This is a genomic window from Cypionkella sinensis (assembly GCF_042646385.1).
GTDB lineage: Bacteria > Pseudomonadota > Alphaproteobacteria > Rhodobacterales > Rhodobacteraceae > Cypionkella > Cypionkella sinensis.
In genome coordinates this window covers 86020-107355 of sequence record NZ_JBHRTO010000001.1, presented here as the reverse complement: position 1 = coordinate 107355, position 21336 = coordinate 86020, and the positions used below count along the sequence as shown (strand labels likewise).

The 21336-nt window shown below is 58.8% G+C and carries 21 protein-coding genes; 4 read left to right on the top strand and 17 right to left on the bottom strand.

Annotation, left to right across the window (positions count from 1 at the left end; translation table 11 throughout):
• Positions 1-396 precede the first annotated feature (396 nt).
• The 8 genes from ACFOGH_RS00530 to ACFOGH_RS00495 form a co-directional block, all read right to left on the bottom strand.
• Positions 397-1527, bottom strand: a complete 1131-nt coding sequence (locus tag ACFOGH_RS00530) for a DNA adenine methylase (RefSeq protein WP_380073935.1) — start codon at positions 1525-1527, stop codon at positions 397-399.
• A gap of 5 nt (positions 1528-1532) precedes the next feature.
• The gene (locus ACFOGH_RS00525) at positions 1533-2612 is read right to left on the bottom strand and encodes a hypothetical protein (protein ID WP_380071109.1); all 1080 of its coding nucleotides are present in this window, start codon (positions 2610-2612) and stop codon (positions 1533-1535) included.
• Positions 2613-2799: 187 nt separating this feature from the next.
• Entirely contained in the window at positions 2800-4323 is a 1524-nt protein-coding gene (locus ACFOGH_RS00520; RefSeq protein ID WP_380071108.1) for a DGQHR domain-containing protein, read from the bottom strand.
• 305 nt (positions 4324-4628) lie between these two features.
• Positions 4629-5453 carry a DNA adenine methylase gene (locus ACFOGH_RS00515; RefSeq protein ID WP_380071107.1) on the bottom strand — a complete coding sequence of 275 codons (825 nt, stop codon included), beginning with the start codon at positions 5451-5453 and terminating at the stop codon, positions 4629-4631.
• Complete coding sequence (locus ACFOGH_RS00510; RefSeq protein WP_380071106.1) at positions 5450-5632, bottom strand: Com family DNA-binding transcriptional regulator; 183 nt, start codon at positions 5630-5632, stop codon at positions 5450-5452. The genes ACFOGH_RS00515 and ACFOGH_RS00510 overlap by 4 nt, the downstream gene beginning before the upstream one ends.
• A 153-nt stretch (positions 5633-5785) precedes the next feature.
• Positions 5786-6235, bottom strand: a complete 450-nt coding sequence (locus ACFOGH_RS00505; protein ID WP_380071105.1) for a hypothetical protein — start codon at positions 6233-6235, stop codon at positions 5786-5788.
• Positions 6236-6281: 46 nt separating this feature from the next.
• On the bottom strand, positions 6282-6752 hold the full coding sequence (locus ACFOGH_RS00500; protein WP_380071104.1) for a gp436 family protein: 471 nt from the start codon (positions 6750-6752) through the stop codon (positions 6282-6284).
• A 54-nt stretch (positions 6753-6806) separates the two neighbouring features.
• On the bottom strand, positions 6807-6965 hold the full coding sequence (locus tag ACFOGH_RS00495) for a hypothetical protein (RefSeq protein WP_380071103.1): 159 nt from the start codon (positions 6963-6965) through the stop codon (positions 6807-6809).
• A 117-nt stretch (positions 6966-7082) separates the two neighbouring features.
• Between ACFOGH_RS00495 and ACFOGH_RS00490 the strand changes: the two genes are divergently transcribed.
• On the top strand, positions 7083-8381 hold the full coding sequence (locus ACFOGH_RS00490) for a calcium-binding protein (protein WP_380071102.1): 1299 nt from the start codon (positions 7083-7085) through the stop codon (positions 8379-8381).
• Positions 8382-8744: 363 nt separating this feature from the next.
• On the opposite strand, the gene ACFOGH_RS00485 is transcribed toward ACFOGH_RS00490, so the two are convergent.
• Both ACFOGH_RS00485 and ACFOGH_RS00480 read right to left on the bottom strand, forming a co-directional pair.
• Positions 8745-9032: a hypothetical protein gene (locus ACFOGH_RS00485; protein ID WP_380071101.1), complete on the bottom strand. Its 288-nt coding sequence runs from the start codon at positions 9030-9032 to the stop codon at positions 8745-8747.
• Between the two features lie 106 nt (positions 9033-9138).
• On the bottom strand, positions 9139-9579 hold the full coding sequence (locus ACFOGH_RS00480; RefSeq protein ID WP_380071100.1) for a thiol-disulfide oxidoreductase DCC family protein: 441 nt from the start codon (positions 9577-9579) through the stop codon (positions 9139-9141).
• A 225-nt stretch (positions 9580-9804) separates the two neighbouring features.
• Between ACFOGH_RS00480 and yghX the strand changes: the two genes are divergently transcribed.
• Complete coding sequence (gene yghX / locus ACFOGH_RS00475; RefSeq protein ID WP_380071099.1) at positions 9805-10692, top strand: YghX family hydrolase; 888 nt, start codon at positions 9805-9807, stop codon at positions 10690-10692.
• Between the two features lie 37 nt (positions 10693-10729).
• Here yghX and ACFOGH_RS00470 read toward each other — a convergent pair whose 3' ends face one another.
• Positions 10730-12115 (bottom strand): NAD(P)/FAD-dependent oxidoreductase, encoded by a 1386-nt coding sequence (locus tag ACFOGH_RS00470; RefSeq protein ID WP_380071098.1) that lies wholly within the window; start codon positions 12113-12115, stop codon positions 10730-10732.
• A 129-nt stretch (positions 12116-12244) separates the two neighbouring features.
• On the bottom strand, positions 12245-13144 hold the full coding sequence (locus ACFOGH_RS00465; protein WP_380071097.1) for a LysR substrate-binding domain-containing protein: 900 nt from the start codon (positions 13142-13144) through the stop codon (positions 12245-12247).
• A gap of 75 nt (positions 13145-13219) precedes the next feature.
• Between ACFOGH_RS00465 and ACFOGH_RS00460 the strand changes: the two genes are divergently transcribed.
• On the top strand, positions 13220-14440 hold the full coding sequence (locus ACFOGH_RS00460) for an acyl-CoA dehydrogenase (RefSeq protein WP_380071096.1): 1221 nt from the start codon (positions 13220-13222) through the stop codon (positions 14438-14440).
• Positions 14441-14651: 211 nt separating this feature from the next.
• Here the strand turns inward: ACFOGH_RS00460 and ACFOGH_RS00455 are convergent, their stop codons facing one another.
• From ACFOGH_RS00455 to ACFOGH_RS00440, 4 genes are all read right to left on the bottom strand, one after another.
• Positions 14652-15521 carry an ABC transporter permease gene (locus ACFOGH_RS00455; RefSeq protein WP_380071095.1) on the bottom strand — a complete coding sequence of 290 codons (870 nt, stop codon included), beginning with the start codon at positions 15519-15521 and terminating at the stop codon, positions 14652-14654.
• A 10-nt stretch (positions 15522-15531) separates the two neighbouring features.
• Positions 15532-16455, bottom strand: a complete 924-nt coding sequence (locus ACFOGH_RS00450; protein ID WP_380071094.1) for an ABC transporter permease — start codon at positions 16453-16455, stop codon at positions 15532-15534.
• Positions 16456-17538 carry an ABC transporter ATP-binding protein gene (locus tag ACFOGH_RS00445; protein WP_380071093.1) on the bottom strand — a complete coding sequence of 361 codons (1083 nt, stop codon included), beginning with the start codon at positions 17536-17538 and terminating at the stop codon, positions 16456-16458.
• Between the two features lie 107 nt (positions 17539-17645).
• On the bottom strand, positions 17646-18770 hold the full coding sequence (locus tag ACFOGH_RS00440; protein ID WP_380071092.1) for an extracellular solute-binding protein: 1125 nt from the start codon (positions 18768-18770) through the stop codon (positions 17646-17648).
• 479 nt (positions 18771-19249) lie between these two features.
• On the opposite strand from ACFOGH_RS00440, the gene ACFOGH_RS00435 reads away from it, so the two are divergent.
• On the top strand, positions 19250-20509 hold the full coding sequence (locus tag ACFOGH_RS00435) for a D-amino acid dehydrogenase (RefSeq protein ID WP_380071091.1): 1260 nt from the start codon (positions 19250-19252) through the stop codon (positions 20507-20509).
• A gap of 86 nt (positions 20510-20595) precedes the next feature.
• Here the strand turns inward: ACFOGH_RS00435 and ACFOGH_RS00430 are convergent, their stop codons facing one another.
• Positions 20596-21321: a FadR/GntR family transcriptional regulator gene (locus ACFOGH_RS00430; protein ID WP_380071090.1), complete on the bottom strand. Its 726-nt coding sequence runs from the start codon at positions 21319-21321 to the stop codon at positions 20596-20598.
• Positions 21322-21336 lie beyond the last annotated feature (15 nt).

Sequence of the window (21336 nt, the reverse complement as noted above, 5' to 3'; positions counted from 1 at the left end):
GATCTGGGAACTGGTTTTGGAACTGGGCAGCTGAGTTCCCAGTTCCCGCCGCCTGTTTTCCGGCAGATGGACGCTGATGACGGCCAAAACCCGCGTTGAACACCTTATCTTATTGGGATTTAAACGATGGGCGGCAGAACCGCCTGAAAGCGGCTCGGAGCGCCATCTCAGGGCTTTTGAGTCCGATAATTGCACTTATGCAAACTGGCTCCCATGGAGTTTTTCGGCGTTAAAATTCCTGTAAGCCACCGTTTTTACAGCATTTTTCGATAAATTCCACCTATTCCCGGATGTTCCCGCATCTGTGCAGGTTCTAATGTCAACACACAACTGTGGCGTGACAGCAGAGTTTGCACAGTTTGACAGCAGAGTCTGCAGCAACGCGATTTTCGCTTCTTAGTTAGGGCGAGACGATAGCGTCAGGATAAGTTCGTCTGCTTGTTGGCGTGCGGCACGGTGTTTGCTGTCACCGCCCAAGGTCGAAAATCGCGAGGAAACCTTAGCTTCCTCCAAACGAAAGTGATCGCCAGCGGTGGCCTTAACGTCGTCCCCGCTGAGACCGTTCGATGCTTTTCCTGCCGGAAAAGTGATGATGACGCTAGCTTGTTGTCTGGCGAGGATTTCCAAAAGATCATTCAGAGCACGCTTGGAAGTGCTCAGCATTGAAAAGTCAGAGCTCGGGCGCTCACGTCTCTCTGGATATCGTCCCGACCCTGTAACATCGCCCACTTCGCCCCGAGCTATGCTCTCAAGCACATGATAGAAGCGACTATAATGCACGCCCGAATAGGGTGGATCGAGAAAAACGAGATCGCCTGGTCGCGCCATTTCGGCAAGTTCGCTGGCATTCATGCAGTATGCGCAGCCTTTCTTGTTTGCCTTACGCCGGGCGATATCGTCTATCCGCTTGAGGAGTATTGCGGGCAGATCTTTCAGCCACGCATCGATCAGATACGGGCCCGCCGTTTCATTCGGCTTAAAGGGCTGTGCAGTGTGGCCAGGTGAAGCTGCGCAGCGGCTTGCAGCTTGGATTAGCGCAGCGAGTCCGACATTCCTGAGGTCTTCTGCATCGGGTAGGCTCTTGCGCAGTGCATCGATCCACACAGACTGCCAAGGAGAGAAGTAATAGCCACCATAGGCACTACTAATAGGATATCCTTCGCCAAAATTTACATTACGCGCATTTGACGATGCCTCTGATGCGGAAACTTTGCCCAAAGACTCTTGAATTTGCCTGATATCTTGCCACTGTTTGTGTGCCGTAACGCGTTCGAGCGCGCGAAGCATCCAGCTTTCAATCCACGCTCGGTCGACAATGGGTTCTGTACGTTCGATTACGGACGCTGCAAGCACTGCCGAATAGGTTTGAAGATCACCAGCGAGAACTTCTTTTCCATGCTTTTCAGCCACATGCCAAGCGACAGCTGCGGAACCTGTGAAGAGATCAAAAACACGGTCAGCTTTGGCTATTGAACGTCCAAGGGCTTCGCCTAGCCCATTGCCAAGCATTGCCCGCTTAGAACCCATGTATTTCAAGGGAATAGCCCCCAGAGCGCAGCCCGTTCAGTTTCACACATTCTCATGGCACTGGCTCCTAACGATTGGATCCACTCATGTCGATGGGCTTTAGGTGCAGCGGCGCTTTCTTCAAGCGCAAGATCAACGTCGTCCCAAAGATCGGCTGTGGTTTCAGGCGGAAGGTCCGGACGCCAGAGGCCGTGATGCCCCCCAAAATCTTTCCACCAGTTGTTGAAGTGTTGAACAGGCTGAACGCCAGCTGCGCGTAAGTTCTCTTCGGCCATTCCGGTCGCAAGTTTCAGGAGCAAACCGGCACGGCACATCATTGCATAGGGTGGCGCGGGCACTTCGACATTGGCCAAATGGAGCATAAAAACATGATCCACCGAATCGTCGACTCTTGTCAGGAACTCGAAGGACACAGTGTTCTTTGCCCCTTGGTGCAGGTTCCCATAGATGTGCTCAAAATCTGCCATTTGAAGATTGTGCGATAGTGCTTCCTCCTCAAGCAGTGATCGAAACAGATGGCGTTCAAGCTCTACGCCGTGTGGTCGGCACACATTCCAAAACATGCGCAGGAACTCGGAATCCTCCGCAGGACTAGTTTGCAGAGGAAGTAGCGCCGTCGGCTGATAGCTCGACCAATTTCGCTCGTCGCGATCTTCCGCTCCTTGCCTAAGGTCAAAGCCCCATTTGAGCATTAGCTCACTGCCTAAGGTCAAAGTCTGAGCAGGAAAGAATTCACGAAAAGGTTCAAGAAGCGAAGTCCCTGCAAATTGGATTGGTTTTATCAACCTCTCCACTCTCAAGGATGATGTGGCCCATTCTGCAAGTGCGAGCCATGCCATATTGTGCGTGCCATGTTCAGAGATGATATGGACTGCTCCCGCCGCATCAATGACGGCATTTCGTTTGTTGAAAATACCGATTCCAGAACTGGCCAAAATTGAAAGCGCGGCGCGAAGCTCGGCATAGTAGGCCAAATGTCGTGCAGCATGCGCCTGACCACTAAGTAATGCCGAGAAAGCCCTCCCTAAATAGCTCCAACCATCAATGACATGCAGGGGGCCTCTAACAGCAATAACGTGGAGCATGTCGTTTTGCGAAACTGCTGCAAAACCAACTCGATCTCTGGGCACTGTTCCGTCTGGATATGGATGCGCAACCGGCAACCATGGTGGACATCCTTGCACTCGAAAGCGGCTCAAGGCATTTACTATGGCGCCGGGGTCTGCACGTGCTATCGCCATCTTGTCGGCGTCGGTTAACTGGGCGGTCATTTCAGAACGACCGCTTCAATGCTTCCGAGGCGACGTCGGCAATTTCCTTCGGACCGTTCGACAAGTGTTTGAATAATTGTGCCCTGAGCGCAACGTATCCGCTACTGCCACGAAATGCTCGCTTCAACATTTGCTGGTTATCGTCGAGCCCAGGAGCATCCGCAGAACGCCAATCAAAGCTAGCGATCGATGTTCCAAAATCGTTGATCCAATTCATAAGTTTAGTATTTTCTAGTTCGCTGATCGCGACGGAGACGTCTTCAGAACTGGTTGCTGTTCCTGGAAAAAGCTGAGTTTCAATTTCGAAATCATTAGTATTCAACTGTGCAAGAGAGAAGAAGATTTCGTTGGCGACGGCCAAAACGCCGCGCACTCCTTGCTCTTGGTTGAGCATCGTCCTGTTGCCGGTGAAGGCTGCCACAGCGTCACGATCAAGCATTTCCGGACCATTCGGCCGCGTGAGTTGTGCGACCCATTCTTCAGTAGACTGCATCAAAGCTTGGCGAATGGAGTTCCACAGAACAATTAGAAAAGCGGCTTGCTGTGGACGGGACCAGCGGAGCGGACCTGTCGCAGGTGAAATCTCTGCGGCAAAAAGGCCGTTCGCGGAACGACCGCTACCCGTTGAGAGAAAGCTTGTCGTAATTGCTTGAACCCAGCCAGCTTGCGTAACGCCCGCCCCAGCAGGAGCTGTCTTCGAAGACTCGCCGAGCATGTTGATACGATTGTGAAAGGGGCTTTCCGGCTGAGTATAGAGCAGTTCCGTCAATTCCTGCGCTCGCGCTTGGCGATAGATACGCAAATCAGACAAGGTCTCAAGCCATGCAGCGGAACGCAACAAAGGGAAAAGGTCGAACGCATGGCTGGGATTTATGCGTTTAGGTGAAACGTTAATCGACCAAAACAGATATGCCTGCCAGCCAACATCAAGGCCTGTGAAAGCCACAACAGGAAGTTCGAAGTCACCGGGCAAATTGCCATCTTTGAGTGCTTCCTCAAAGGCCCATAGCCGATGCTGACCGTCGATCACTTCGAACGGCTCAAGATCAGACGGCACCCATTGCTTGAGCCTGTCTGAATAAGGCAGCGTCAACTCCGCACGGCTTCCTCCATCGTTGTAGATCGAGACAATGTCCGACGGTGAAACTTTTCTGCCACGCCGTTCATCACCTTCCGTGAGAATGTTGACGACAATTGCAGTTGGCAGCCAGCCAGGTTTGCGTAGGGCAGCCGAAGGTTCGTCTCGAGCAAGGATCGGCAGACCACTATATGGATGGCCAAAACGAACAAAATCACGAATCGCTGCCGAGCGTTTGGGGTCGTGCAATCGTTGAAGACCTTCCCCACCCTCATGATCACGGGTTCGCCGATAAACACCGCTTAGAGCTCGCAACTGCACTGCAGGCATTGAAAAAAGCAAGATGTGCGCATCAGGTTTACGTCTATGCTGCTCAGCGTCGAAATCAAAATCATCCCATTCGGAGAGCCACTGCTTGAACCGGATCGCCTGAATTTTCTGCACCATCAACACCCGTTGAGCCAAATGATGTGACGTTAGAGGACCTGGTTGCCAATTTCCATCTTAAACCTCACTTTGGTAAAGTGGAGGTTTAAGATGGACACCAATGTTGTGAAATTTTATGTTATTTGAGCCACATGAAGGGCCCGCTGAACCACAGCTACGCCAGCGCCGGTACGGGCGCGGGTCTAGCTAAGGGTGATTGATCGCTCTGTAAAACTGGCGTTTGATCTAGAGCGCGCCGACAAGCGCGCCCTCTTCGATTTTTAATAACAGTTGTGCGCAGCCAGAGCAACGGACCTCGCTTGGCATCAAAACCCGCCCAACTCATAGTTCGAGATCAGCACCTCCGCCCGCTCGGGTGCTGCCCCCTTGGCCGCGATGGTGTAGGTGGTTTTCACGTCGCGGAATCGGAAGGCTTTGAAGGTTTCCCGCACGCCTTCAACGTCGTTTAAAGACAGGATGAAACGCCCCTTTAAAGCCCCCAAAACCGTGGCCAGTTCTTCAAACCGTTCGCGGCTGAACAGCGCCTTGCCATAGTCTCCCTCGCAGCCCCAATAGGGCGGATCGAGGTAGAACAGCGTCTCCGGCCGGTCCACGCGGCGGATGAAATCGGCGAAGTCCATGCAGGTCACCGCCACCCCCGAAAGGCGGCTGTGCAGCGCCTCCAGATCCGGCTCCAAAGTGGTCAGATTGAAGCGACCGGACCGATCCGTGGACAGGCCAAAGTTCTTGCCCGAGACCTTGCCGCCGAAGGCCAGCCTTTGCAGATAGAGGAAACGCGCCGCACGCTGCATGTCGGTCAGGGTTTCGGGGTCCACATCAACCAAGCGGTTGAAGTTCGCCTGCGTCGTGATCTGGAATCGCAGCATGTCGAGGAAGGCGACGTAATGTTCCTGCAGCACCCGGAACAGATTGTAGACGTCGCGGCCGCGGTCATTGATGAATTCTGCGCGCGGACATCGTGTCCGTCGCAAGAAGATCCCGCCCATGCCGACGAAGGGTTCGGCATAGGTGCTGTGCTGGGTGTCGTTGTCGATCAGCGCGCAAATGCGGCGGGCTAAGTTGCGCTTGCCGCCCAGCCACGGTGCAACCGGGCGAACAGGCGTGATCGGCGTAAGGGTCTCTGCTTTCACGATTTGGCTCCGAGCGGGTCAGGCGCGATCTTGCGCTCTGGGTTCGGGCTCGTGGGCCTCAAGTGATTGAACGCCCGGCAGCGCGGGCATTTGATGGAAAGGGCACCGCTGAGCGCCCCTGCCTGCATTTTAAATAGCAACCGCGCACAGGCGCAGCAACGAATCTCTTGATCCGGCATGTAGAATCGACCCACTTTCGCCGCGCCTCTCGAGGGGTGGAGCGGCCATAAGCTTTGCTTGGTCGGCGGGGGCGGTTTTAGCGGACGTGTCCCCGTGCTGGAGGGTGTTAGCGCACCCCCCGGCCTCCTTAAAAGGCCAGTAGACTGGTGGTGTCAGAAGCCCTCCCCCATCGGAAACGTCAGGCCGAAGGTGACGATGGCATCGACGGTGCGGCCGTCGCTGGGGATGGCTTGCACGAAGGCGTAGCCCTGGCGCAGTTGCAACCCGCCGACAGGCACAAGGTCACCGGCATGCACGGCAAAGCTTCGACCGTCGCCGGGATAGACGGCAACGCCCGCGAAAGCCGCAAGCTCGCCATTGTCCCAGCGGATCAGCGGCAGGCTGGCTGTCAGCGATGCCGAGAGCTTGCCGAAGCTGTTGCGATAGGCCCCGTCCGTCCAGTCAAGAGGCGCGCCCTCCCATGTCAGAAAGACACCCGGATTGATTTGTTCAAACGGCATCTTCGCGCCGATGTGGTTCGAGCCGAGCAAGTAGGAGATCCTGTCAGGCTCGGCGCTTGCGGGGGCGGCGAGCAGCAGCAGTGCGAGAAGAATACGCGCCATGTCCGTGCCTATTTGTTGAGTTGTTCGATGGTGCAGATCACGTTCGTCAGCGTGAAGTTTGCGTTGCCGCTGGCCGCTTTGTAGGCTGCCAAGCGATAGTCTCCCGAGACAATCGGGTAAACGGGCGATCGCGATCTGTAGTCATGACGCCCGATGCCCCGGAGGTGGCGGGTTCGATGCCTGCTGCGGGAATGCGGATGGTGCCGTTTGCAATGTCTTTCAGCATCTTTACGGCCTGCTCGTAATCGGTCCGCGTCTTTGCGTCAGGTTCGCTGATGTGCAGCTTCCAATAGGCGATCACCTGCGCCAGATCCGTAATGAGTGGCGGGATTTCAGCCAAAGGCAGGGTGTAGCGCGCGCCCAGATAGCCATCGATCACCGCATCAGCATCCGACAGAGCCCGCGCCATAACGGCTGCGTCGATGACGCCGGTCGCCACGCTTGCGCGGTCGGTCAGCAAGACCAGCTGCGCTTCGCCAAAGCGCGTCGCCATTTGCTGTTGGGTGGCATAGGTCATCAAAGCCTCTGATCTGAAAAACACATGGGGTCGGCGCTATGAGAGGCGGCGGCGTCAGTCAGGCGGATCGACGACGCTGACGAGCAGTTCGGGATCACCGGAAAGCGCCAACCACTGGGCCTCGGTCAGCTCGTGCGCCTGAATGGAGGTGGGCTCGGTCGTAAAATGCCGCCCGATGCGCCAACGTCCCTTTGCCGGGCCTTTGACAATCACTGTCGGGCCCGCTGAGCCCTCGGCGCTCTGGCCCTGATCAACGATATCATTTATTCAACGATTGGCCTGACGAGCCTCGACCCTTCCATCGCCGCAAACTACTCTCTGACAGATGTCATGACAGGCGGTGAAGGCGACGATACCTTTGTGCTGCGCAGCAGCAACGTCACTCTCCTTGAAACTGCCGGTGTTCTGGGCGGGATTGATACTGTGGTGCTGACCACGCAGGTCCTTGCCGCGTTTGGCGCAACCTTCTCACTGGACTTGTCAGAGAACGTTGAAAACATCCGTGTGCAGGCGACCGCAAGCTATTCCGAAGTGCAGATCATCGGCAACCGGGCAAACAACACCATCTGGGACAATGCTGCCGATGGCCATGTGTTCGGCGGAGACGGTGCTGACACGATTTACGGCGGTGCGGGCAACGATGTTCTGGAAGGTGAGAACGGAGCCGATGTGTTGCGCGGCGGGGTCGGCTTGGACACCCTGAACGGCGGCGATGGCGACGACCGGTTGCAGGGAGGAGTCGGCGATGACAGTCTTTCGGGCGGTTTGGGCCACGACTTGTTGATTGGCGGCGGCGACAACGACATGCTTTCCGGTGACGACGGCAATGACACGCTGTTCGGCGATACAGGTTCGGATAGCCTTTACGGTGGCGATGGCGACGACCGGTTGATTGGACAAGCGGGCGAAGACAGTCTTTCGGGCGGCTTGGGCCATGACTTCCTGAATGGCGGCACCGAAAGCGATGTGCTTTACGGGGGGATCGGGAACGACACGTTGGTTGGCGGTGCAGGCAGTGACAACCTGTTCGGCGGCGAGGGTGATGACCTTTTCGGCGTCGATGACTTGTTTGATGAAGTGTTCGAGACTGGCACGGGCGGCTTTGATACCGTGTTTTCGGCTGTGTTCACCCTGCGGGAAAGCAGCCATTCGAACATCGAAGCTTTGAAGCTTGTTGGCACCCTGAACCTTGATCTTTACGGCGGTGACACCGGCATGACCCTGACGGGCAATGACGGTGATAACCGCATCTATGGTGGCGCAGGCAACGACATCATCAGTGGCGGCGCTGGCAATGACCGCATTGTCGGCTACTCCGGAGCGGACACGATGACAGGTGGCGATGGCGCGGATGTTTTTGTGTTCAACGCAGCCTCGTATGCAGCAGACGCGATCAATCGGGAATATGCCAGCGTGACTATTCTCGACTTCACCACCGGGCAAGACACCATTGACCTCAGTTCAGGAACCTGGGAGAATTTGGCTCCCGGCCTATACTACGATGCTAACTCGAATTCGGCGCTGGTTATCCAAAGTTCTGGCTTCACCGTCGTTTATAGCGACACTGCCTCGATGACGTTCAACCTTCAAAACCCAGTATCCGAGAGCGACTTCTTGTTTTTCGACTGATCCGGTCGATCAGCACATCTGAACGATAAATCAAACGCCGGGGATTTTTTCCCCGGCGTTTGTGTTCCAAGGCCTCCTGCGCATCCACTGCGCGCGACGCCTTTTTATGAATTTCATCTTTCTATGCCGACGGGAGATTGGTCAACGAGACCCGTCTCTGGCATGCGCAACCCCATCTGATCGGTATGTGGCCCAGGCGTCGGATTCCCTTGGCAGCGGTCAAGAAGTCGACAGTTTGTGCGTACTGCCTGCAAACGGTGCATTTATGCCCCGCATAAAGGGCGGTTTCACACCGTCAGAACCCGACCAACTCGTAGTTCGAGATCAGCACCTCCACCCGCTCAGGCGCCGCGCCCTTGGCCGCTATGGTGTAGGTGGGCGCGGGCCTTGCAACGCTGGCGTTCTGGTCGCCGGAAGATCCAGCATTGCAAGCTCTTGCGCCGTCATCAGCCCCGCATGGGCCCCGCCGGGTTGCAGATCAAGTTGCGCATCAAACTCGGCATCGAAATCAAGGCCATGATCGGCGCCGTCCACCTCGATATTGCTGGACAGCCCCACCAAGGTCAGGGCGATTGCAATGACCAGCAGAACGACGATAAAACCCGCCAGCACAGAAAACGGCTTGAGTTCTTCTAGAAGCAAGAAATGCATTGGCCGCTCTCACACATGATACGGCTCAGTATGCGTATAATCCGCAGAAGTGGGCAATGGCTAAAGCTGCAGGCGCGGTTGGCCCGCGCGGAACGGCGGGCGCGGGCTAGCTTAGAAACCGCCCGCGCAGGATGGCATCAGGGATCAGGCAGGTGTCGTAGCGACCAAAGATACGGTAGCGGTTGCGGGCGATGGGTTTGTAGATCGCATCCTTGACGCGGCGCGGCAGCAGGCGGCAATGGCGCGCCAGACGCCACGGCAGCGGCAGTTCGGCCATGGCAGCAGCGAAAGCATCAAGGCGCTGGTGGATCTGGCCGCGGGTGATCACCAGATTGGTTTCAAAGTCGGTGAGCGGCAGGTTGAGGCCGGCGTATAGCGCTTGGCCGAGCGGGCTTTGCGCTGTGGCATAGTGGAATTTCTGCGCGCGATCAGCCCGCAGCATGAAGCGGAAGAAAGCCGAGCAGAACACGCATTCGCCATCGAACACGATCAGGTTTATTCCCTGAAGCTGTTGATCAAGCGGGGTGGGCAGATCGGCTGTTTGCATAGGACGACTGTGCGCCGGATTCTGCATTTGTGCGAGAGGCTGTGATGTCGCAGAGGGGCCAGCCCCTCGCGCGTGCCGCGCTCACCCCGGGATATTTTTGCGCAGAGGATGACGATTTCAGGCAAATTGGCGCGATCCTGCCATGGCGGGCCAGATCACGGAGGCGTGTGTGGGCCTGCGCGCAAACTGCCCTAGCATTTTACGCGCGCAAACAGGGAGAATACGATGACACGCATGACGGCAAAGGATTTCAGCCCAGAGTTGCTGGAGCTTTACGATTTTTACGCCCATGGCAAGATTTCAAAGCGGGAGTTTCTGGAAAAAGCCGGGCGCTTTACCGTCGGCGGGCTGACGGCGGCGGCGGTTTTGGGCTTGATGTCACCCAATTACGCCTTGGCCGAGCAGGTCAGCTTCAACGACCCTGATATTGTGGCAGATTACGTCACCTACCCTTCTCCCAAAGGCAATGGCGATGTACGCGGCTATCTGGTGCGCCCCGCCGCTGCGACGGGCAAGCTGCCTGCGGTGGTGGTGGTGCATGAAAACCGCGGGCTTAACCCCTACATCGAAGATGTGGCGCGGCGATTGGCAAAGGCAGGGTTTCTCGCCCTTGCGCCGGATGGGTTAAGCAGTGTTGGCGGCTATCCCGGTAATGACGAAGAGGGCAAGGCGCTGCAGGCCAAGGTTGATCCTGAAAAGCTGATGAACGATTTCTTCGCGGCGATTGAATGGATGATGGCGCATGAGGCTGCAACCGGCAAGGTTGGCATCACCGGGTTCTGCTATGGCGGCGGGGTGTCGAATGCGGCTGCGGTGGCTTATCCTGAATTGGGCGGCGCGGTGCCGTTCTATGGGATGCAGCCGAAGCCAGAGGATGTGGCCAAGATCAAAGCCCCGCTGTTGCTGCATTATGCCGAGCTGGATACACGCGTGAACGAAGGCTGGCCAGCCTATGAGGCGGCGCTGAAGGCGGCGGGCACGCAGTATGAGGCGTTCATCTATCCGGGTGTAAACCACGGGTTTCACAACGATTCCACGCCGCGCTATGACAAGGCGGCGGCAGAGTTGGCTTGGGAGCGGACGGTGGCGTTCTTCCGCGCCAATCTGGCGTGACGCCGGGCGGTTGACCGTAGCTGGCTGACGGCGCGCCTTAATGGCGGCCTGTCAGCCAGTTGCCGAAGGCCGCGAATTTCGATGGCGGGATGCCAAGTTTGGACTCTCGCTTATCTGCGATGCGCAGCAGTTTATACATCAGATGCACGCCGAACCAGCGGAAGGGTTCAGGCTCCCACTGCCGCACGCGGCGGTTGACCCATGGGAATCTGGCAATCGCTGTGTCGCGGCCCAAGGCGAGATCGGCCAAGGTGCGGCCCGCCAGATTGGCGGTGGAAACGCCGGTGCCGACATAACCGCCCGCCCAGCCAAGTCCGGTGGCGCGGTCCAGCCCGACGGTGGCGCACCAGTCGCGTGGCACGGCGATCACGCCGCACCAGGCATGATCAATCGGGTAGTTGGCGGCCTCGGGGAAATGCGTGTGCAGAATTTCGGTCAGACGGCGGATGGTTTCCGCATCGGGTTCGCCGTTTTTGTCCATTTGGCTGGCGTATCTATACGGCACCCCACGCGCGCCCACGGTGATGCGGCCCTCGCGCGTGCGCTGGCAGTAGCAATAGGCGTTGTTCATGTCGCCGATCAACTCGTGCCCGTGCCAGCCAATTTTCTCCCACACTTCGGGCGGCAGCGGCACCGTGGCGATCTGGGCCGAGTTCAGCGGCAGCCATTCGCGTTTGTGTCCCGGAAGCGTGGCGGTGAAGCCTTCAGTGCAGCGCAGGATGATCGGGGCTTTGACCACGGCTTTCGGTGTGCGGATTTCGCCCTTGTCATAAGACAGAACCTCGCATCCTTCGGCGATGCGCACGCCCATACGCTCGCAAGCCTCGGCCAGACCGCGCACCAGTTTCGCAGGCTGGATGCGTGCCATGCCAGAGACAACCATTGCGCCCAGCACGTTGGGGGCACTGATGCGCTGCTTGACCTCGGCCGGGGTCAGTTCGCGGACGCGATGGGCGTTGCCCCAAAGTTTGTGATGCGCAATAGACTCGTGCATCCGGGCGAGTTGCGCGGGATTGGTGGCGATCATCAATTCTTCAGAGGGGATGATGTCGGCGTCGATGCCTTCTTGGGCGCAAACGCGGATGATCTCGGGGACAGTGGTTTCAAGTTCCTTGACCATCTCCAAAACCGCAGCGCGGCTGGTGGCTTTCGCGTAGGCCTCATGGTTCCAGGCGAAGGTCCCCATGCACCAGCCACCATTGCGCCCCGATGCACCAAAACCAGCGAATTCCTTCTCGATCACCAGCACGTTCAGGCCGGGATTTGCCTTTTTCAGATAATAGGCCGTCCAAAGCCCGGTAAAGCCCGCACCGATGATCGCAACATCTGCGGTGGTGTCAGCGGCAAGCGCCGGACGGCGGGTTTGTGGCAGGCCGATGTCGGCATACCAGAAAGACACGTCACCGATGTGGTTGGGTTGCATGGATAGCCCCTTTGTTTGGCGGCAGAGTGGCGGGAGGTTTGATCAAAGGCAAGGGGGCTCGCCCCCTCGCGCGTGCCGCGCTCACCCCGAGGATATTTGCGCAGAGAGGATGACCATTTGCGTTAAACTTCACGCATTTCGCTCGGCGGCGATCCATGTGCGGAACGAGATCAAAGGCGCGCGCAGGGCGGCGTCTTTGGGCCAGACCAGATAATAGCTGCCAAGCGAGCGGATGGCGGTGCCGAAGGCGGGCACCAGCCGGTTTTCGGCCAGCTCGCGGGTGATCAGAAACACGGGCAGCAAGGCGATGCCAAGGCCGTGGACGGCACCTTGGGTCATGGTGGCGAATTGGTCGAACAGCATGGCGGGCGGGCGTTGACCGGGCTGGCCGTGATGCGCGAGCCAGCGGCCCCAATCGCCGGTGCGGCTTTCCAGTTGCAGCAGCGGATATGAGAGAATGTCATTGGCGCTTTGGAGCGGGGTTTTCAGCAGACTGGGGGCGGCAACGGCAAGGATTTCCTCCTCCATCAGCGGCAGGTAATCGACGCCATGCCAATCCTGCCGCCCGTAGTGAATGGCGGCATCGAAATGGCTGATGGCGAAATCGAACGGTTGCAGCCGGGTTGACAGGTTCACTGTGACTTCGGGGTGCTGCGCGGCAAAGCGCGCAAGCCGCGGGGCAAGCCAGTGCATGCCGAAGGCGGGCAGGATTGCAAGGTTCAGCGTGCCACCATTGGGATTGGCGCGCAGGGTCAGCCCGGCTTGGTTCAGCGCCAGCAGCGCGCGGCGGATCTCGCGGCAGTAATCCTGTGCTGCCGGAGTCAGCCGCAGCCGGTGCTTGTCGCGGATGATCAGGGGCAAGCCCAACTGCCCCTCGAGCACCTGCAACTGCCGGGAAATCGCACCTTGCGTCAGGTTCAACTCTTCTGCCGCGGCAGAGGCTGAGCCTGTGCGATCTACCGCCTCTAGCGCCAGCAGCGACGGCATCGACGGCAGGTAGCGGCGCGACAGCATATGAGGTTTCCTCATGTTTTGGTGTGAGAACCTCGTTAGGCTTTTTCGCGCAGTCGTGCAATATGATCGGCAAAGCGACAGGAGATCACCATGACCGACAAACCGAAGTTGAAAGCCAAGGATGCGCCTGATCTGGGGCGGTTTGATTGGCAAGACCCCTTCCGCATGGAAGATCAGTTGACCGAGGAAGAGCGCATGTTGCGCGATGCCGCCCGCGCCTATGCGCAGGAAAAGCTGCAACCGCGGGTGATTGCGGCCTATCGCGAAGAATCCACTGATCCGGCGATCTTCCGTGAGATGGGCGAGATGGGTTTGCTGGGCGTGACCGTGCCGGAACAATACGGCGGCTTGGGCGCGTCGTATGTGGCTTACGGTCTGATCGCCCGGGAAGTTGAGCGGGTGGATTCGGGCTATCGCAGCATGATGTCGGTGCAGTCCTCGCTGGTGATGTATCCGATCTATGCCTATGGCACCGAGGCGCAGCGGATGAAGTATCTGCCGAAGCTGGCGAGTGGTGAGTGGATCGGCTGTTTTGGTCTGACCGAGCCGGATGCTGGATCGGACCCTGCGGGCATGAAGACCGTGGCGAAGAAAACCGCCAATGGCTATGTGCTGAACGGCGCGAAGATGTGGATTTCCAACGCACCGATTGCGGATGTGTTCGTGGTCTGGGCGAAATCCGAGGCGCATGGCGGCAAGATCAAAGGCTTTGTGCTGGACAAGGGCACCAAGGGTCTGACGGCCCCGAAGATCGGCGGCAAGCTGTCTCTGCGCGCCAGCATCACTGGCGAGATCGTGCTGAAGGATGTCGAAGTCGGCGAGGACGCGCTGCTGCCGCATGTCGAGGGGCTGAAGGGGCCGTTTGGCTGCCTGAACCGCGCGCGTTATGGCATTTCCTGGGGCGTGCTGGGCGCGGCGGAGTTCTGCATGGGGGCGGCACGTCAGTATGGGCTGGACCGCAAGCAGTTCGGCAAACCGCTGGCGCAGACGCAGCTTTATCAGTTGAAGCTGGCGAATATGCTGACCGAGATTTCACTGGGCATGCAGGCATCTTTGCGTGTTGGTCGTCTGCTGGACGAGGCCAATGCCGCGCCTGAGATGATTTCCATCGTCAAGCGCAACAACTGCGGCAAGGCGCTGGACGCGGCACGTTGGGCGCGCGACATGCACGGCGGCAACGGCATTCAGGAAGATTTCCAGATCATGCGACACATGGTCAACCTTGAGACGGTCAACACCTATGAGGGCACGCATGACGTGCATGCGCTGATCCTTGGGCGTGCTGTCACCGGGTTGCAGGCGTTCTTTTAACTTGCGGTAAGCTTGGGCGCTGGCTGGTCTGTCGCCCAAGCCGAACGTCTTCCCATCTGGGAATGACTTGTGTTTCTGACGCAGCAAGACCACTACATGTAGTAGAAAACTGCGATTTATGTGGGAATTTCGGGCGGATGAGGCCTCAGCACCCCCGCGCCATCGTTGTATTAGATACGAAAAAGGCCCGGATTGCTCCGGGCCTTTTTTGTCAGATGACGGCTTCTTCCAAGGCGGCGGCGCGGCGGGCTTCGGCGTCGCGTGCGGCCTCTAGGCTGGCGTTGCGGCGGCGCTTCAATTCGTAGACCACCGCCAGCGCCAAGGTTACGCCGATCAGCAGCAAGGCCAGCGCGTTGATGGTGGGGGTGATGCCAGATCGCACTTTCGAGAACACATAGACCGTCAGCGTATCGGCCCCGCCACGGGTGAATTGCGTGACGTTGAAGTTCTCGATCGACTGGAAGAACGCCACCGCCGCCCCTGCCCCGATTGCCGGATAAAGATGCGGCAGCAGGATGCGGCGCATCACTTGTGCGTGGGTTGCGCCCAGATCAAGGGCGGCTTCCTCCAGCCCCTGATCAAAGCTTTGCAGTCTTGCCAGCACCAACAGCATCACGATGGCGGCGATGTAGCTGACCTGCCCCAGCACCGACAGATGCAGGCCCGGTTTGAACAGGATGAAATCGGTGCCAAGGCCGTTGCCCATCTTGGTCCACATGATCATCGTCGAAATGCCGATCACAGCACCGGGGATCAGGATGGTCGAGATCATCGTGCCATACAAAGCCGCGCGCAGGTTGCCCGAGACCGAGTTGATCAGGATCGCCGCCGCCGTGCCGACGATCACCGCCAGCACGCTGACGGCGATGGCCACGAAGATGGTGTTCTGAAACGCGTGCCACATCCGGGCATCGGCCCAAAGCGCCTCAAACCAGCGCCAGGTGAAGCCCTTCCATGGCACGATGGAGGGGGTCTTGTTGTCGTTGAAGGCCGCTGCCGCCATGATCACCAAGGGCAGCAGCATGTAGAAGATGAAGGCGCCGGCATAGACGCGGGCAAGGGTTTGGCGCAATTTGTGCATGGCTTTCCCCTTAATTCGCGATGTCAGAAAGTTTGACGCGGAAGATCTTCATCACCAGACTGACGAACAAGGTGCACATCAGCAGCAGAAGGAAGGCATAGGCCGCAGCCGTGTTCCAATCCAGCGCATCCAGCATCCATTGCTGCACCGTCTGGGTGAACCATTGCGAGGTGGTCGAGCCCAAGATCGACGGCACCAGCAGCGAGCCTGCCGACAGCATGAACACCATCACCGCACCAGAAGCGATGCCGGGTTTGGCATGCGGCAGAACGATGCGCCAATGGATGCGCCACCACGGCGCGCCCAGATCTTCGGCGGCTTCGATCTGGTTGGAATCCAACGAAGAAATCGCGTTGTAGACCGGGAAGATCATGAACAGCACGTAAGTGTAGACCAGCCCGATCATCACGCCGTTATAGCCGGTGATCCAGCGCACTTCCTTGTCGATGATATGCAGGTTGACCAAGGCCCAAGACAGCGGGCCTTTCAGCGCAAGGATGATCCACCACGCAAAGGCCCGCAGCACTTCGGACACCCAGAGTGGGACGAACAGCAGCAGGAACATGGTGGGCAGCGAGCGGGGGCTGAGGATTTTCGCCATGAAATAGGCCAGCGGGTAGGCCAGCATGAAGCAGATCAACGTGACCACCACCGAGTAAAACAGCGTCAGCGTGAAGGTCAGCACATGCACCGGCAGTTGAAAGTCGATGCCCAGAAATGACACATCCACCGCACCGTTGAACACTTTCAGATAGTTGGCGGCGGTGTAGACATCTTTCGGGCCGCCGATATCGGCCACCGGCAGATAGGGGCGGAACGAGCTTTCCAGCAGGGTGATGTTCGGCACGATCACCAGCATCAGCAGCCAGAAGGCGGTCAGCAGGCAGATCAACAGGGTCAGGGGTGCGCCGTAGCGGCGGATCATGTTGCTCATCTATGCCCCCACGGTGCTGTCGGGCAGAATGGCCGCGTGGGCTGCGTTGAAATGCGCGAACCGGGCGGTGCCAATCTCGGGCACGGTGGCCGAGCCGTCGTTGCGCAATTCGGCGACGATGGTCTGGCCGCTGGTGGTCTTGCCATGCACCGCGATGAAGGCGCCCTCGAACGAGACTTCGGAAACCGTCACCGGCACCGAGTTTTCGGCGGCGGCGGTTTCCGACAGGATGGTGTGTTCGGGGCGGACGTAAAGTTTCAGATTGCTGCCCTTGGCCTGTTCGCCCAAGCGCGCGCGGAACGGGCCGAGGGCGGTGTCAAAGCCTGCCATGCCATCTGCGGCGGTGCTGACCGATCCTGCGAAGATGTTGTTTTCGCCGACAAAAGACGCCACGAATCCGTTGACCGGGTTGTTGTAGATATCGCGCGGATTGGCGACTTGCTGGATGCGGCCCTGACTCATCACGCCGACACGGTCAGACATGGCGAGCGCCTCGCCCTGATCGTGGGTGATGTAGATGAAGGTCACGCCGGTGCGCTTCTGAATGGCGCGGAGTTCGGCCCGCATGTGCTGGCGCAGCTTGAGGTCGAGCGCCGACAGCGGCTCGTCCAGCAGCATCACGGCGGGTTCGACAGCCAAAGCGCGGGCGATTGCGACGCGTTGTTTCTGGCCGCCCGAAAGCTGGCTGACCATCTTGTCGGCAGCGCCGGGCAGATCGACCATTTCCAAAAGTGCCTCGGCCTTGGCGCGGCGGGTGGCTTTATCGACGCCGCGCACTTCCAGACCGAACGAGATATTCTCCCAGATCGACATCAGCGGAAACAGCGCAAGGTTCTGGAAAATCAGCGCGGTCGGGCGCTGGTTCGGGCGTTGGCCCTTCATATCCTTGCCACCGATCTGGATGCTGCCCGAGGTCGGCTCGATAAAGCCGGAAATCATCCGCAGGATCGTGGTCTTGCCGCAGCCAGACGGCCCGAGAAACGAAAAGAACTCGCCGGGTTTGATCGAGATATTGGCGTTATCTACCGCGCGGAAATTTCCGAAGTCGCAGCATACATTCTTAAGATCAATCCCTGCACTCATGGATCGTCTTTCCCCCTGATGTGTTTTTGTTATAAGGCCCCAACATAGGCCGCAGAAATATCAACGCCGGGCCCCTGCGGACCCGGCGTCAGTGTCAGGCTGAACGCTTACGCGGCCTTGTATTTGTCAGCATATTCCGCACGCTTGGTCAGGAATTCTGCCGATTGTGCCGGCCACCACCACAGTTTTGCCGAGGTTTCTGCGGTCAGGAAGTCGCCGTAGTATTTGGCAACGTCCGGCCCCATTTTGTCGTAGCCGCCCTTGCCAACCGGGTTTGCCGAGAACGCGGTTGCCCACATTGCCGCACCGTCCGGGGTCGAGACGAACTTGGCGAATTCATGCGCCTGCTCGACGTTGACGGCGTTTTTCATCAGCACGAAGCCTTGGTTCCAGGCAAAGGCACCTTCAACCGGGGCGACATAGGCGTAGCCATCGTTGCGCAGGTTGTAGCCGGTGGAATCCCAGCACAGACCAACGGTCGCGCCATTGGCGGTGAAGCCTGCGTTGGCCTCATTCTCGCCCGACCACCACTGCACGACGTTGCCCTTGGCTTTGATCGCCTCGGCCAGCGCGATGTCCCACAGCTCGGTCATTGCGGCCATGTCGGAATAGCCATCCATCCACGGACGCGGCAGCTTGCCTGCGCCATCGAGATAGCGGCCCATTGCAGCCAGTGCCGAATGCGGGCGCAGCGTGGCTTGGTTGTCGGCGCTGAAAAGATCGCCCAGCGACGGCGGCGATGACAGTTTCGCATCGGCGGTGTTCACCACCATCGATTCGGTGCCCCAGTTCGACGGAGCGAACAGCAGCTTGCCATCAGCGCGCGCCATGCCGGCAGCGTTGCCGTCGATCAGGCCGGGCAGATAGTTGTCGACTGCCAGCTTGGAATCGTCCCACGGCTGGATCAGCCCGTTGGAGTTCCAAGCAGCCACACGGTCAATCGTCGGCTCGGTCACGTCCATGCCGCCGGCTTCCAGCGCGACCTTGGCTTCGCCGAACATGGTATCCTGATCGGGGAGTTCCTTGAAATTCACTTTGATGCCGGTGGCGGCGGTGAAGGCCGGGAACACTTCGGCGGCCAGTTTGTCATAGCCAGCCCAGCCGGTGAAGTTCAGCTCGCCCGACGAGGCCAGCGCTTTGGACGAGATGATCGACGGTGCCGCCAAAGCACCCAGGCCTGCGGCCGAGGTCTTCAGAAAACTGCGGCGGTTCATTGACATGTCTTTTTTCACGAACGTCTCCCTGTTGTTGATCCGCCTGTGGCGGATGGCAGCAGATGCTTTGGCATCTTGTTTTAGAAACTCCTGCAACATGACAGTTTTATGACAGCGCATCAGAGCATGCGCGAAGCCTACTCCTGAGCAGGGGGATTGTGTCAACTAGAGTTGTTGATTGGCCGATCAAGAAACCGCGCGAAAGCGATCTTGAGAGGGCAAATGCGTGCAAATCGGGCAGCGCAGCAGATACGCCTTCCGCGCAGTTGCCGCGGCGCAGCAAGGATATTCTACTGCGGCGGCAAGAAATCGGCCCCCACGAAAGGTGCGATATGCGGCTGTTTCGTTCATACATCGCCCATAATTTCACCATTCTGTCATATACTCGAATTATCTTCGGAAATTTCAGCAATTGCCCGATGACATTTCAAACTCCTTCCAAACAAATCAGCTATGCTGCGATGCAACAGCAGGCATGATACACCAAGGGGTTGCATATGAAGATCGTCATTCTCGGGGCGGGGGTCATTGGCGTCACCTCGGCGTGGTATCTGGCGAAGGCCGGGCATGAGGTGACGGTGATCGACCGCCAATCCGGCCCGGCGTTGGAGACCAGCTTTGGCAACGCGGGCGAGATCAGCCCCGGCTATGCCAGCCCCTGGGCCGCGCCCGGTATTCCGGCCAAGGCGATGAAATGGCTGTTCATGCGTCATGCGCCGCTGATCATTCAGCCTGCCCCCGATCTGGCCAAGATTTCCTGGGTGATGCGGATGCTGATGAACTGCACCAGCGCGGCCTATGGCGTGAACAAAAGCCGCATGGTGCGCTTGGCCGAATACAGCCGCGATTGCCTGATGGATCTGCGCCGCGACACCGGAATTACCTATGACGAGCGGATGCAGGGCACGTTGCAACTGTTCCGCACGCAAAAGCAGGTCGATGGAGCCTACAAGGATATCAAGGTGTTGCAGGCCGATGGCGTGCCGTTCGAGGTGCTGGACGCTGATGGCTGCATCGCGGCCGAGCCGGGTCTTGCCAGCCGCCGCGACGCTATCGCGGGCGGCTTGCGCTTGCCGGGGGATGAGACCGGCGATTGCTTCAAGTTTACCAACAGCTTGCAGGATATGGCGAAGGCGGCGGGCGTGACCTTCCGTTACGGCGTGCGGATTGACCGGCTGGAGGCTGCGGGCGGCAAGATCGCGGCGGTGCAGACTTCGGAAGGCCGCGTTGTCGCGGATGCTTTCGTGCTGGCGCTGGGGTCTTACTCGCCGCTGCTGGCGCGACCCTTGGGGATCAAGCTGCCGGTCTATCCGGTGAAGGGCTATTCGATCACCGTGCCGATCGTCGATGCCAGCCTTGCCCCCGAATCGACGGTGATGGATGAAACCTACAAGATCGCCATCACCCGTTTGGGCGACCGTATCCGCGTCGGTGGGATGGCCGAGATTGCCGGGTTCGACATGACCCTGCATCAGAAGCGCCGCGATACTTTGGCGCATTCGGTGGAAGATCTGTTCGGCGGTGCGGGCGATCAAAGCCGCGCGACGTTCTGGTGTGGCCTGCGCCCGATGACGCCGGATGGCACGCCGATTCTGGGCCGCTCGCCGATTTCCAACCTGTTCCTGAACACCGGCCATGGCACCTTGGGCTGGACCATGGCGGCAGGCTCGGGCCGGGTGCTGGCGGATGTGATCTCGGGCAAGGCTGCTGATATTGAGACGGCGGATTTGGGCTATGCGCGTTATCAGGCGGCGTGATCGGGGCTGGCATTAGACCGGGGGTTTCACACCCCCGGACCCCCGTGGAGTATTTATGCCAAGATGAAGCAAATTTTAGCTAAGTTTTAGGCAGTTTGTGTTGGCGCGATGATCTGGCGGATTTCGGATTCGACGGAATCGAGGATGGTGTTGATCGCGGCCTCTGCTGCATCGGGGTCGCCCACAACAATGGCTTGGGCCAGATCGCGGTGCGGCGGGAAACTGGCAAGGCCAAAGCCGGGGCGCGAGAACGGCGATTCGGCCGAGCGTTCAAGCGCGTCATCCATTTTCGCCAGCACTTGCCCGAACATCGGGTTGCCGGTGGCATCGCAGATCGCATTGTGGAACGCCATATCGGCGGCGCGATAAGGTTGTCCGGTATCGACAATCTGCAACAGCGCGTCGCAAAGCTGGCTGATCTGCTGGCGCTGGCTGAGCGTCGCGTTCAACGCCGCGCGGCGCACCGTGCCGGATTCGATCACCCGCCGCATATCCAACAGGCGCAAGATCGCCTCGCCCTCAAGCTGGATCATCGTTGGCAGCGGCCCTTGCGAGGTTTGCACCTTGGCGGTGAGGTAAGTGCCATCGCCCCGCCGCCGCCGGATGATGCCCAAACCTTCCCAGCGATTCAGCGCCTCGCGGATGGTGGAGCGCCCTACCCCCAAAGCGGCGGCGATCGAGACTTCGGGCGGCAGTCGGTCGCCGACTTGCAGCCCCGCGCGTTCGATCATTTCGGCCAAGGCATCCAGCACCGCCACCCCGCGCGAGGGGGTGTCGATGGGTTCGAGATAACGAATGGCGGCGCGCGACATGATTTCTCCGGTGCG